This is a genomic window from Paenibacillus sp. FSL H7-0326 (assembly GCF_001955535.1).
Taxonomy (GTDB): Bacteria; Bacillota; Bacilli; order Paenibacillales; family Paenibacillaceae; genus Paenibacillus; species Paenibacillus shunpengii.
Map to the genome: position 1 here is coordinate 994,495 of NZ_MPVN01000002.1, position 13,962 is coordinate 1,008,456.

Annotated in this window: 12 protein-coding genes; all 12 read right to left on the minus strand. The window is 47.7% G+C overall.

What is annotated here, in order from left to right:
* Nucleotides 1-5 precede the first annotated feature (5 nt).
* On the minus strand, nucleotides 6-956 hold the full coding sequence (locus tag BK126_RS15465) for an ABC transporter permease (protein ID WP_076313421.1): 951 nt from the start codon (nucleotides 954-956) through the stop codon (nucleotides 6-8).
* 183 nt (nucleotides 957-1,139) lie between these two features.
* A complete protein-coding gene (locus BK126_RS15470) occupies nucleotides 1,140-2,108 on the minus strand; it encodes a LacI family DNA-binding transcriptional regulator (protein WP_076313422.1) in 969 nt (322 codons plus the stop codon).
* A gap of 242 nt (nucleotides 2,109-2,350) precedes the next feature.
* Complete coding sequence (locus BK126_RS30245; protein ID WP_076313423.1) at nucleotides 2,351-2,620, minus strand: Imm26 family immunity protein; 270 nt, start codon at nucleotides 2,618-2,620, stop codon at nucleotides 2,351-2,353.
* Nucleotides 2,621-2,799: 179 nt separating this feature from the next.
* Nucleotides 2,800-3,426, minus strand: a complete 627-nt coding sequence (locus BK126_RS15480) for a 50S ribosomal protein L25 (protein ID WP_076313424.1) — start codon at nucleotides 3,424-3,426, stop codon at nucleotides 2,800-2,802.
* 245 nt (nucleotides 3,427-3,671) lie between these two features.
* Nucleotides 3,672-4,343: a pullulanase-associated domain-containing protein gene (locus BK126_RS15485; RefSeq protein ID WP_076313425.1), complete on the minus strand. Its 672-nt coding sequence runs from the start codon at nucleotides 4,341-4,343 to the stop codon at nucleotides 3,672-3,674.
* A gap of 48 nt (nucleotides 4,344-4,391) precedes the next feature.
* Entirely contained in the window at nucleotides 4,392-6,563 is a 2,172-nt protein-coding gene (gene pulA, locus BK126_RS15490; protein ID WP_076313426.1) for a type I pullulanase, read from the minus strand.
* A 411-nt stretch (nucleotides 6,564-6,974) separates the two neighbouring features.
* Complete coding sequence (locus BK126_RS15495) at nucleotides 6,975-8,258, minus strand: amidohydrolase family protein (protein WP_076313427.1); 1,284 nt, start codon at nucleotides 8,256-8,258, stop codon at nucleotides 6,975-6,977.
* Nucleotides 8,249-9,631, minus strand: coding sequence for an amidohydrolase family protein (locus BK126_RS15500; protein ID WP_076313428.1), 1,383 nt, complete (start codon nucleotides 9,629-9,631; stop codon nucleotides 8,249-8,251). The genes BK126_RS15495 and BK126_RS15500 overlap by 10 nt, the downstream gene beginning before the upstream one ends.
* A gap of 144 nt (nucleotides 9,632-9,775) precedes the next feature.
* Complete coding sequence (locus BK126_RS15505; RefSeq protein ID WP_076313429.1) at nucleotides 9,776-10,813, minus strand: ABC transporter substrate-binding protein; 1,038 nt, start codon at nucleotides 10,811-10,813, stop codon at nucleotides 9,776-9,778.
* A 58-nt stretch (nucleotides 10,814-10,871) separates the two neighbouring features.
* Nucleotides 10,872-11,759, minus strand: coding sequence for an ABC transporter permease (locus tag BK126_RS15510; RefSeq protein WP_083655902.1), 888 nt, complete (start codon nucleotides 11,757-11,759; stop codon nucleotides 10,872-10,874).
* Between the two features lie 36 nt (nucleotides 11,760-11,795).
* Nucleotides 11,796-13,118, minus strand: a complete 1,323-nt coding sequence (locus BK126_RS15515; protein WP_305954043.1) for an FAD-binding oxidoreductase — start codon at nucleotides 13,116-13,118, stop codon at nucleotides 11,796-11,798.
* A gap of 37 nt (nucleotides 13,119-13,155) precedes the next feature.
* Nucleotides 13,156-13,962 (minus strand): ABC transporter ATP-binding protein, encoded by an 807-nt coding sequence (locus tag BK126_RS15520; RefSeq protein WP_083655903.1) that lies wholly within the window; start codon nucleotides 13,960-13,962, stop codon nucleotides 13,156-13,158.

Here is a 13,962-nt window from a genome sequence, read left to right on the forward strand (position 1 = left end):
CCCCCTTACCAAAGGCTGGTCTCTGTCATTCTTTTAGCAATCCGGTTGACGGTGACAATCAAGATGATATTGATGACGGAATTGAACAGTCCCACTGCGGTAGAAAAGCTATATTGTGCCTTCTGAATTCCCATCTCATAAACATAAGTCGGAAGTATATTGGAAGTGGCGTAGTTCAAATCGTTCTGCATGAGAAACGCCTTTTCAAAACCAATACTCATAATGTTACCGAGTGCTAAGATCAGCAAGATCACGATTGTCGGCAGGATACTTGGGATATCGACATACCATACTCTTTTCCATTTACTTGCTCCATCCATAATTGCCGCTTCATGCAATTCAGGGTTGACCCCCGCCAGAGCTGCCAAATATATAATTGTAGAGAAACCGGTTTCTTGCCAAATTCCTGACAGTATATATAAAGGACGAAACCAGCCTTCATCTGCCATAAACAGAATTGGGTCCCCCCCAAACCAAGTGATGATGTGATTCACAATTCCGCTGTTAGGGGATAAAAAAACATGGAGCATACCAACGAGAACAACGGTAGAGATAAAGTGTGGTGCATAGATGACAGTTTGAATAAATTTCTTATATCGCTTGCCTAACATCTGATTCAGCATAATGGCGATGATAATTGGAACTGGGAAGCTGAATAGGAGTGATAGAAAGCTGAGCGTCAGTGTATTAGTTATGATCGTCCAGAAGTTATAGGAATTGAAAAAATCAATAAAATGCTGGAATCCTACCCACTCACTCCCCCAAATCCCTTGGCTTGGCGAAAAGTCCTTGAATGCAATTTGCACTCCGTACATCGGATAATACTTGAATACGGCATAAATAATGATGATTGGCAATAGAAACAAATACAGTTGATAGTCACGTTTGATTCGAGCCCAAGTTTTCCGTTTTACTTGGCTATTGGGTTGATATCCTGCAGAGTCTCTTGAGTTCACCCTTATATTCCCTCTTTCGTGTTATATTCAAGTGATATTGAAACGTTTCCAATTAATTTGAAACGTTTCCAATTTTGCATAAGAAAAACAACCTGCATCACTTTAGCTTTCCAAGTTAGACACATAGACTTGGTTGACTTTGATCGTTAGAGGAGTTACCGCTAACGATCAATTTTTATAAGGTTATGTAGTCTCACCCTGCCTGAATTGTACAGGTAGATGATACACATCCTTGCCTAATTTTCCACCTTCAAACTTTTTAAAAAGAAGCCTGATCGTCATTCGTGCCATCTCTTCCACAGGCTGCCTGATTGTTGACAGTATCGGATGAAAATATGGATGATCCTGTATGCCATCATATCCAATGACCTTAACGTCCTCTGGAACACGAATCCCCAGTTTTCTTGCTCTTTCTATATAACTTGCGGCAAGCAGATCAGTAATGGCGAAAATCCCGTCTACATCACGATGGGTATTAAAAAACTCATCAAAATAAGCATCTTCGTCCTGAATCGGGTCTGGCTTCTCATATACCACATAGTTGACTCCCAAACTTTTCGCTTCATCAACGAATCCTTTTCTTCGATTCATCGTTTCACTAAAAACGGATGTGACGCTTCCAATGAATGCCGGGTTTCGGGCACCCGCTTTAATAAGTTCCCTTAGAGCCAGACGTCCTCCCTCGTAATTGTCCGAAGTCACACACGTGATTTTCTTATCAAAATGTCTGTCGATACTTACGATGGGAATATGATTACTCACACTGCTTTCGATATCATTGTAAGTAATCCCAACAATACCTGCTACTTTATTTTGCTGTAGCATATCTAGATAATATAATTCTTTTTCAGGCTTGCCACCGCTATTGCACAGCATGAGCTTAAAGCCTTCTTGATCCAACTCATCTTCAATGTAATAGGCTAGTTCAGAAAAGAAAGGATTCCAGATGCTAGGCAGAAGCAGTGCTACTGTCTTTGATCTCTGCATCTTTAAATTGCGAGCGATTTCATTTGGAAAGTAATTTAGTTCTTGTATGGCCTCCTCTACTCTTCTGCGAGTATCAGGTTTTACGGCGCCCGAATTGTTAATAACACGGGACACGGTTCCAACAGCTACACCAGCTAGACTGGCAACATCTTTAATACTAGGCATCTAACCCCCCACTTAGCTCTGTTATGAAAAACATAATAACACCGAATTGGAAACGTTTCAATATTTATTTGAAAATAATTAGATATACTCAAAATGATGCATAACTCAACTAGTTTCGAACTCGAACAGTAAAAAATTTGATCTAGTGATTTTCAGAATAGAAAATCATTTATGGTTTGTATACTACATCCCCATACTCCTCTTTCCAGTCTTCTCCATCGACAATAGCATTCAGAATATCTTCAAGAACGCCAGGAGTATACGTTGCATTTCTCGTGTATGGGCGTAACTACTTCAAAATGATCAAGTCCATCACGAATATAATACTTGGGGATATTAATATTACTAGGCACTCCAGCATTCCCCAAAACTTTCCAATATCCTTTCTCTATATACACAAGGTTTGATCTTACAAGTAGGATACCGAATGAGACTACTTGTCCGTAACCGTAACGATTTTCTTTTAACGGGATTACAAATACATCTCCGATATTCACTTTCTTCTTTCGCATAATTCAATCACTCCACTAACTCGTTTAAATATCGCCTTGGTAAATAAACAACATAATAAAGACTATTAATTGAGAATAGTATATCGCAAGTTTTTTTAGCTTGCAGACGGCAAAAAGGACCCTGCGCATTCAAATGCGCAGAGTCCTCGAGCTTACTCTATATTTTATTCAACTTATCATTATTTTTCTTCGGAAGCCGCTACCTCTTCGTCAGCGCTAGATTCAGCTGCCTCGCCTGTATCCGTATCCGCTGCACGCAATACCCCTACAGAAGCAACGAGTGTATCTTCAGGTGTAACGAGCGACACGCCCTTCGGCAACCCAATTTCGGATGCAGCCAGCTTGTCCCCTACCTCCAGCTTGGAGATATCCACTTCAATGACAGCTGGAAGATCATTTGGCAATCCTTCGACTTCGAGCTCTGTCAACAGCGTCTGGAATACGCCGCCTGCCTTGGAGCCCACCGCTGTACCTTGGAAATCGATTGAGATCGAGACCTGAATTGGTTTATTTTTGGCAATTTTTATAAAGTCAACATGAAGCAGTCGATCGTTTTGTTTCTGCATATCCTTGATCAGCACCGGCACCGTTTTGCCGTCCAATTTCAGCTCGAACAGCTCGGAGCGTCCCGTATGGGATACGCGGGAGAATTCCTTCGCATCCACATGAATCGGAATGCTGTCAAATTGCTGTCCGTATACAACAGCCGGAACGCGCCCGCTCTGTCTTAGATTTCGTAAACCTGAACCTTTTTTCTGTGTCCTTTGCTCGGCAATTAGTTGGACCGTTTCTCCGTTGGATTTCATATCTAAACATCCTCCTTACAAGTCCATGGTTCGAATTTGCCCCCAATAACAAATAACAAATAGAATCAGGGCCATATGTATAACTACCCCCTATGAACGGGATTGAATCTCGATTTGCTCATAAAAAGAAATAAAAATAGCTGCCGAGTCTCTCTCGACAGCCTGAACTTCACGTGTCATTACATAAACGCCACTATTTTTCCCACAATAACGACTTATTAAATCCAGCATTTCCAGTCCCCTCATCATGCACTGCTAAGTCCATGCAAGCGTATCTTCTGACCACCGACGGCAACGACCACTTCTCTTGTCCCGCTGTGTACATGAACCTTGATTCGTTCGTTCGCAGGAGAAGGCGGGATATCTATGAAGTAATCACGATCTCCTTCTCGCTTCTCCCACTCATTCAACCGAATGATATACCCGATCCGTTTAATGCCGGGTGCCACTCTGATCCTTGCCTTCACAGAATGACCACCCTCAGCATGTAAAGGGATTTTGCCGTCGTGGATACCCGTGCCCCATACCCAGACGTTCCAGCCTTCGTAATGTCCATCTGGCCGGGAATATTCTATTTCCACCGTGCGCACATAATACGGCTGAACTTGAAAATGATGCTCTGCCCTGACCTCACCTGCAGTTGCAGCCACCACTGCTGTGCCGGGTCGTATGGCTTTGACTTTGCCATTATCCAGCGCAATCACTCGGGGTGTCGTTGTCTCCAGCGTATAAGGAGCACCTGCCATCACTTCTTCATATTGGTTCCAGACCGTTACATGAGGACGATACGTCTGAGTGGCATAGATGGATTTGTCGACAGCGATTTCAATGCGGGCAGGATATAGATCATCGACCCACATCTGAACCGCCCCGGATATTTCTCCATGAGCTGCAGTGATGAAGCATTGTCCATTCATGAGACTGCTCGCTTTGCCCGTCTGTCTTACCCGGATTACTCGTTCATCCTAGGAGCGCCAGACCGCTGTAATTCCGTCCATTTGCTTGCCGTGCTGATCTCGATAAACCGCTTCGAATTGAAAATGTTCTCCTGCTGCCACCGCTCTTCTATTGGTCATAATTTCAATGGAAGACAGCACAGGCACTTCGATCCCGCTCATTCGATCATAGAGCACCATCATGGACAGCCTTGGGACGACAACCTGCGAAGTCACTTGCGCCAGCACCTTCTCACCGGCTGCACGATCACTGACAACGATGTTCCAGGAAGTATCCTGCGGTACGGCTATAATTTCATCCTGCTCTTTCCCATTATAGATAACAATGATCCGGTTCCATGCATCGCCTGCTCGATAGCCTTCCAGCATATAGGCCAGAACCCCATTACCGCACTCAAGCACTTTCAAATACTGCTCGACCTGATCCCGATGCTCCAAACGAAAGGCAGCATGCTTTTTCCGAAGCGCAATGAGCCCCTTATAATAATCAAATACGGGACGGAACCTCGCCTTATTACTCCACCTCAGCGCATTCACTGCATCTCCGCTCCGATAACTGTTATGGTCTCCAAATTTGGAGCGGAGCAGTTCATCCCCTGCATGAATAAAAGGAATCCCTTGTGAAGTGAGAATTACACCATTCGCAAGCAGGGAACGTCTTACCGTATCGTTGTCTAACAAGTTCATTGGATCTACATGACGATAAGGATCCGCATGCTTGACGGCCTCTGCAGCACTGATTCCGCTCGTTGGACGGCCATCCCTCCATTCAGGAAAGGCTAGCAGATCTCTGATGCCTTGGGATGTGACAATTTTGTCCCAGAGATTCAGGTTATCGTGAGCTGTCACATAATTGATCGTCTCCGCCGGTGAATACGCAAAGTCATGTATCGCTCCCTGCACTCCAGCCAGCACCGCACCTTCCACTCCCCACCAGCCTGTCGCAAATCCGCTTCCAGCACCATCGCTGTCACCCTTGACCGCCGCACGATAATGGTCGTTAAATACCGCAAAGCCTTTGCCTCGCTGTACTCCCTTAAGCGTCTTGTCCGGAAGCGGTGAATCGCCGCCAGTCCAAGGCTCGCCGTATACCAGGATCGAAGAATCCAGCTCCTGTCTGAGCATTGCCGTAACTTCCGTCATCGTCTGTGTATCGATAAGCCCCATGAGATCAAAGCGGAAGCCGTCAATGTGATACTCCTCCGTCCAATATCGAACAGAGTCCTTAATATATTTTCGAACCATCGGTCTTTCTGTTGCCAGCTCATTTCCTACACCTGAACCATTGGACAGAAATCCGTGACCATTTCTACGGTAATAATACCCCGGTACAATGCCGTCAAAAGGTCCATCGTCCACGCCATAGGTGTGGTTGTATACGACGTCCATAATGACCCGAATGCCGCAGCGATGCAGGGCACGAATCATTTCCTTGAACTCTCGAATTCTTGTATATGGATTGGAAGGATCACTCGAATAGGAGCCCTCGGGTACATTGAAGTTCTGCGGATCATAGCCCCAGTTGTATTTGTTATCTGCTGCCTCTGCATCATGCACGGTTAATTCATTAACCGTCTTGAAGTCAAACACCGGAAGCAGGTGGACATGGGTTACCCCAAGCTCCTTCAAATGGTCTATTCCAATACGATGTCCCTCTCGATCGGTTAAGCCCTCTTCCGAAAAAGCACTGTAAAGCCCTTTCTTCTGAAAAGGTGATTCCTCGTCCATCGAGAAATCCCGGACATGAAGCTCATAAATGATGGAATCCGTTGACTTGATCAGCGGGGGACGCACATCATCCTCCCAATCGTCCGGATCGGTCTTGCTCATATCAATGATTGCTGTGCGCGCGCCTCCAGCAGCAACTGCTTTTGCATAAGGGTCTACTGCATAATGTACCTGTCCGTCTGAGAAACTGACCTTGTACATATAGAATTTCCCTTCCCAATCTCCCTGAAGTGTAAGCCCCCATGTACCTGCCTGCATCTGATTCATGACATAAGCCATTCCACCCTCATGATTCATAAGCAAGCCGTTAGCATCATACTGACCCGCATCTTCATAGAGAACCACTTCAACCTTGCACGCTGTAGGAGCCCAAATCTTAAAAGCGCTGCTCTCACGTGTATAAATCAACCCGAGATCATGTTTGTCATAATAAACGTTATTCAAATCCTGCATCAAGCTCACCGCCCGTGATTGTAATAATGTACGGACCCTGCAGTCTTACCCGTTTGTGCGTTATGACTCTTAGACTCGCCTGCTTCTCCCTGCACACGGTGATCGATTCAAAGTTGTTGAGGATTTAATAAACCAAATCCTCAAATATATAAACTACAGAGTAATGACTCTATCGTCATTACTATCATTTATGCCACTTTCATAGAGAAACTATAACCGCCCAAACGAGAAAGAAATGAGCAGAGCTGATATTGTAAAATCAGAAAACGCTTACACAATAGTATATGACACCATCCTACAAAGGTTGTCGGCTAATGATACCTGCTCCACAAAAAAAGGCTTATACACATCACAAAAAAAGACGTCCCAGCCAATATGCAATAGGACGCCGCTTGCCATAATATCGAAGTTCTAGTAGACCTGTAAATGGGAGGGAGCGAAGGAGAGTTCGGTCTTCACGGGAGGGGTATGAGCAATAACTCTGCCTTGGCGAATAACATACAGCGGCTTCGGACGAAGCCGAATTGCATCCGCGGCCTGCTGCGCGGGAAAAACAACCAGATTAGCCGGATGTCCAGGAGCAATTCCGTAATGGTCCTCCAGACCGAGAACGCCGGCTCCATGCTTCGTGACCATATCTAGCAGCAAGCCAGCATCATCTCTTCCGGTCATATGCTCCAAATGGGCCGCCATATGAACCGCCTGCAGCAGATTGCCGTCTCCGTAGGGATAGAAAGGTGTCAGCATGTCATCGTGGGCAATGGCAACCGGAATGCCGGCTCTCGACATATCCCGGATCCGCGCGATCCCCCTGCCTCTTGGATACGCATCGAATCGTCCCTGCATCGAGCTGTTAATCAGCGGGCAGGCAATAATATGGATGCGCGAGGCTTTGACAAGTCCCAGCAGCTTCTGGAAATACGGCTCATTATAATAAGCGGTAGCACTGCAATGACTGGCAGTTACTTTCCCGTACAGCTCATGCTTAATGGCAAGCGCTGCTGTGCACTCCAGGAAGCGGGACTGCTCGTCGTCTGTTTCATCACAGAAGACGTGAACGAATGCACTGTACTTCTTCGCTAGCTCGAAGCAAATCTCAAGTGACTCTACCCCATCCTCCCGGGTCCGTTCTCCATGCGGGATCGCCCCTACACCATCAGCACCGAGCCGCAGCGCCTCCTCCATGCGCTCTGCATTCCCAGGACAGGCAACGATGCCGTCCTGAGGAAAAGCGATCACCTGAAGCTGAACAACAGATGCCCACTCCTCCTTCAATGCAAGAAGTGTCTTTAGCGCTGTCATCCGGGGATCGGAAATATCTGCGTGCGTCCGAATATAGAGTACTCCATGTCCGACCAGAAGACGTATGACTTCGTTCGCCCGCTGCCGCACATCTTCCGGGGTGAGCCGCTTCTTGCGTTCACCCCACAGCTGAATCCCTTCCAGCAAGGTGCCGCTTCTGTTCCAGTCCGGATCGCCTGCCGTGAGCACGGTATCCAAATGAATATGAGATTCTACAAACGCTGGGAGCAGGAGTCCCCCTTGCCCATCAATGGTATGTTCTACTTCCTGATCGTCTTTCCAAGCCTTACTGCTGTCAGATGGCTCAATGGAATGAATGTGCCCTGATGCAAGGAATACATCCACATGACGGCCTTCCTGTGTCATTACATTTTTTAATGTCGTCACTTCCATACCGCTGTCCCCCCGATTCCTTCTGTTTCTAACACGGACGCCTCCCACAACCTTTGAATTCGTTCATCCCCATATTGGCTTGCTGCCCTTGTCACACTGACCCATGCTCCGGATTTGGCGACCCAGCGGCCGGCCGGCAGGCGTGTGAACACTTCCTCCGGATTCCTCGCATCCACAATAACGAAGTCGGCTGCTCCCCCCCTGCGAATACCGTAATTCTCCAAGCCGGCGATGATGGCAGGCTTCACCGTTACCATATCGAGAAGCTGCACCATGTCCTCGGGACTTCCATAATGGGCAGCATAGCCTGTAAGCTGCGCAATTTGCAGCAGATCTCCTCTCCCGAAGGGATGGAATGGATCGTGGATATTGTCTGATGCCGCGGCGAGAGCAACTCCCCCATCCATCAGCTCACGGACCCGGGTCACTCCGCGTCTTACAGGACCCAGGTCTGCTCTGCCTTGAAGATACAGATTGGCCGCCGGAAGAGTAACCGCATGAACTCCAGCGAGTGACATCATCGCGATCAGCTCTTCAGCCTCAGCTGGGGGCATGGAAGACAGAGAGCATAAATGTCCGGCAGTGACCTTTCCATGATAATCATATTTCAGTGATTCCTGAGCTACTTTAAGTACTGTCTTCATCTCGGGATTGTCCGTCTCATCGCAGTGCAGATCAATAGGCACTCCAAGACGTACCGCCAGCTCAAATATGCCCTCAATATCTGCATCGGGGTGATGGGATAAATGCGGCGCACCACCAATGCCGTCAAGTCCCATTCTGAGCGACTCCTCAATCAGCTCCATGCCCCTTCTTCCAAGATCGCGATAAGGAACCATGGGATACAGCTCCAGATCCACCACACCGCTCAGTAACGCTCTAGCTTCCAGTGCAGCTTCCACTGTACGAATTGCAACATCTTCCCCTGCATTCACATTAAAATCAAGGTGGGATCTCAGCCTGGTCGATCCATAAGATACCGCCTGCAGAGCAGTCCTTACGATCCGTGCACGAATTGTTTCCTTCGAGAAGGATGACGCTGCACGGCTGTAATTTTGAATGGCTTCAAGCAGTGTCCCCGTTTGATTACCTACCTGGGGCAGGCTGAAGGCTTTATCCAGATGCATATGTATATCCACTAAGCCAGGAAGCATCATTCGTCCCTTGAGATCAAACACCTTCTGCTCATTGCTCATATCCCTCCTCATGGGAAGCGCAAATGACGCAATGTCCGCAGCCTGAACCCTTTCCTCGCCTGAGGTCTGCTCCTGAACAGATTCAAATTTCCCATCACGAATCCGAATATCATAGAGCTTGCCCCGGCTCTTAAGTTCGTGCAGTGAGGCATTGATAAAACGCAGTGTTCCTGTCATGCTTCGCTCCTCCTATCTAAGGACAGACCTAATCGTGCATATCACTCTCATTAAAAAAACCCCCTGCAGCTTATGCGTCAGCTGCCCAATAGGCCGGCGTCCGATAAGCCAGGAGGCTGCAGCTCTTAATAAGCTGTCAATCCATTATTCGCTGGGACCGGGAAGATATTCGGTCGTGAAGACATTTCCTATATCCTCTTTGGATTTCAGTAATCCAAGACTGTACATATCCTCCTGAAGCTTCGTCCAACGTTCTTCTGTCATGCTGAGTAGCCCGTTCGATTCCGTCTCGTCTGTAAAAATCAGCTCAAATTCCTGCTCCGCTCCATACTTCATCCCTTCCAGCGTGAGATCCGGATTTCTTTCCTTCAGAAACTCGTTCATCTCTTCGTAATGGTCCTTGTAATAATTCCAGCCTTTGATAGAGGCGGCAAGGAACGATTTTACAACCTCAGGATTCTTCTCAAGGAACTCTTCTGTAGTAAACAGCACATTGGAATAAGGCTGAAATCCTGCATCATAAGTCAGTAAATAACGGGTCTCAATCCCTTGCTGCTCGAGTGTATAGGGCTCTGATGTGACATAGGACTGTGTGACCGCATCCTTATCCTCAATGAAGTTAACGAATTGCCCTGTATAGGTTTGATCCTTCACTTCTGTCAGATCATATTTCTTCTTGATAAAATCCCAATATCCAGACCCTGGTGCAATATATACGTTACGTCCGTCTAAATCCTCAAAATCCTGAATATCCGCATCTGCATGGAACAGCATCGCCTGCGGGCTCTTTTGGAAGATGGCTGCAATGGCTACAACCGGAATTCCGTTGTCTCTGGCAGTGAGCACTTCATCCGCTTGCCCCATACCGAACTGGGCTTTGCCGGAAGCTACGATCTGCATAGAGGATACCTGAGGTCCACCAGGCTCGATGGTCATATCGATACCGGCTTCCTCGTAGTAGCCTTGCGCTAGAGCGGTATACTGCCCTCCATGCTCAGGCTGTGCAAACCAGTTCGTCACCTGGGTGATTTTTACCGGCTCCTTGTCGCCTTCTTCACTCGCGCTGGCGCTTCCTTCGGTTGTACTGCCGCCAGAGCCTGAGCTGCTGCATGCTGAAAATATAAGGGCGAGTGCCATCGTTACTGTGAGACCTGACATTTTCTTCTTCCATGAATTGTTCATTCTCTTGAATCCCCCTTATATTTTGATTTCAGAATATTTTGATTTCAGAAATCTTATCTTAGTTCTCGGATTTCATTTCAGACTCATGCCAAGAGCTGAGCGCCCACTTGGAGAAGGCACTTACGAGCAGATAGAAGGTAATCCCCAGAATGGAGGCGCACAGTCCGCAGGCGAACAAATAAGGTGTCTGGAGTCTTGAAGAAGCAACTGTAATGGCATAACCAAGACCACCTTCTCCGCCGCCAATGCCAGCAATGTATTCACCGACAATAGCCCCTACGACAGACAGGGTACAGGATATTTTCAGTCCTGCAATAATATAAGGCATTGCGGCAGGCAGACGCAGTCTCCACATGATCTGCCAGCGTGAAGCATTGTAGAGCTTGAACAGGTTCTGCATGTTGCCATCGGTAGAATTAAGACCAATCAAGGTGTTGGATATCATCGGGAAGAAGCCAATCAGGAAGGCAATGATGACAATCGAATTCACGCCGGCACCAAACCAGATGACGATAATCGGGGCGATCGCGACAACCGGAATCGTTTGCAGCACGATTGCATAGGGATAGACGGCTTTTTCGATGATTTTGGAACTGGCAAGCAGTATGGCGCCGGATACCCCGATAACGATGCTGAGCAAGAATCCAAACACCGATTCATATACCGTCGTCATGACCGATGTCATCAGGTTGCTCCAATTCTCTACGGCCGATAATACGATGTCCGATGGCTTAGGAAGCAAATAGGGAGCGTATCCGAGCAATCTCGTTACGATCTCCCATAGGCCGACAACAACGATGAAGGCGATGGCGGGAGGAAGAAATTTTTGCATGAAATTATTGTTCTTCGCAGCTTTCGGGGTTTGGACAGCTGAGGCAGAAGGCGTATTACTGTCCTCTTTCTGACCCTTTTTTTCATAAGCAAGCTTCGGCTGATTCATTGCCATTGTTTAAGCACGTCCTTTCTTTCAAGAGAGCTTCTTCTAATCGATCTTGCCAGGGTTAAGCAGCCTTAACGGATCATTCTCCTGTTTCTTCTGTTTCATAAGCGGCAATATTCCTCGTCCACCGGAGTCCAGTGAATACGTATGCGGGTTTGCCACATGAATTCCGTTAGTGTTAAAGAAGTCAATGATTTCGTTCAAGCGCTCCTCGGTCGTATAACGCACGACGGGCAGTGAAGACGGAGTGACTGTACCACGGCTTCTCATCCATTCAAAATGAAGCAGCACTTCATCTCCAAATGTTTCTTTAACAAGCTTCACTTGTTCTCTGAAATGTGCTAAGGAGAATCCGGCCTGCAAATAGGTAATATTGTTCTCGCATTTAAGCGCCCATAATGTGGTGTGATTCCAGCCAAAGTCAGACAAGCCAATGCCTGATCGGTACTTCTCAGCCGGAATGTAATGGCCAACTGTTCCGCCATGCAGCTCCGCAAGACGTGCAAGGGCAGGCTGGCTTCCCTCCTCTGTCTCTAGCAGAACCGCCGCTTTCTCGGGGAGGACCACCTTTTTCAATGGTCTAAAATAGGAAGGTATGGGCCATTCGTGGGGAGAGATTAGTCTCTTGCGAATGGAATCATCATGAGACAGGTCATGGGAGAATTCCATAGCCTGCATAAAATCATCAAAGAATACGATAGACTGCTCCCATTCGGTCTTGGGTGCAAGTGGAATCACAAGCTCGGTCAGAATTCCGGTTGTGCCATAGTTATGAATATAGGCCGGAAGATCTTCGCCGGACACGACCAGTCTTCTCGGCTCCTCTTCCATGGTATAGACGACGACCTCCGATACATTGCCGTCCCACAGGTCCCCCCAGGTGATGGAGCCGATCCCTCCTGAACCACCGCATACATAACCTCCGACGGTCGCCTTCATGAACGTGCTCGGATAAATTCGCAGTTCAAGCTCTCGTTCCCGGGCTGCCCGTTCCAGAGCTCCAAGTCTGACTCCACATTGCACGCGAACTGAATTCTCTCCCCATTCAAGGATTTGATCCAGCTTGCTTAGATCGAGTACAATGCCGCCTTCGAGCGGGATCGCCTGACCGTAGTTTCCAGTGCCTGCCCCTCTAACCGTAACAGGAACTTTATGGTGATACGCAATCTTGAGCAATGTCTCGACCTCAGCATCCGACTCGGGTCGAACAATGCTGTCCGCAATCTTATCCTTCAGCCGTTTTTCAAGGACAGGAGAATACCAGTAGTAATCTTTCGAGAGCTTCTCCCTCGAATCAAGATCAAGCAGCACCTTATCTATTCCAAGCCCGTCAATACACACCTTCTCGATCTCAACAGCCATCATCTTCATCCTCCTTGAACACGGATTTTTTTCACTTATGCTAGTGATGCAGCACCTCTGACACTTGACCGACCAGCTTGCTGAACTCCGGCGCGGTGCGGAACGTTTCATCTCTCGGGAACGGTACAGGTACCGGGATCGTACTCGCGATTTTACCAGGTCTTGCTGTCATGACAACGATGGAAGTCGAGAGGTATACCGCTTCAAAAACGTTATGTGTAACGAATAAGACCGTCATTTTCTTATCCTTCTGCCATATGCCGAGCAGCTCATCCTGAAGCGTCTGTCTGGTCATTTCATCGAGCGCTCCAAAAGGCTCATCCATGAGAAGCAGCTTCGGATCGGATGCCAGTGCTCTCGCGATCGATACCCGCATCTTCATCCCGCCTGAGAGCTGGCGCGGAAGAGCGTTCGCATAATCCTGCAGACCAACCATCTCAAGCACATGCATTGCCTTCTCCACTCTTTCCTTCTTCGGGATCTTTCGCAGCTCCATCGGCAGCGTTACGTTGTCAATCACTTTGCACCATGGAAGCAGTGTTGCATCCTGAAATACGAAGGAAATGTCACTCTGTTTTCTCGCTTCGGCAGGCTCCATACCCATCAGCCGCATTCTGCCGGCTGTCGGGTCTCCAAGTCCGGCGATCATACGGAATATCGTAGATTTACCGCAGCCGGATGGACCTACAAAGCTGACAAACTCGCCTTCCGGTATGCTGAGATTGACGTCCTGCAGCGCGATGGTGCCGGTCTGATAGATTTTGCTGATCCCTTCCATCTCCACTAGCGGTGTCATTCCTGGGTTAAGATTTGCCTTATTTCCCTGTGCTGTAATCAAGCTGCTCAT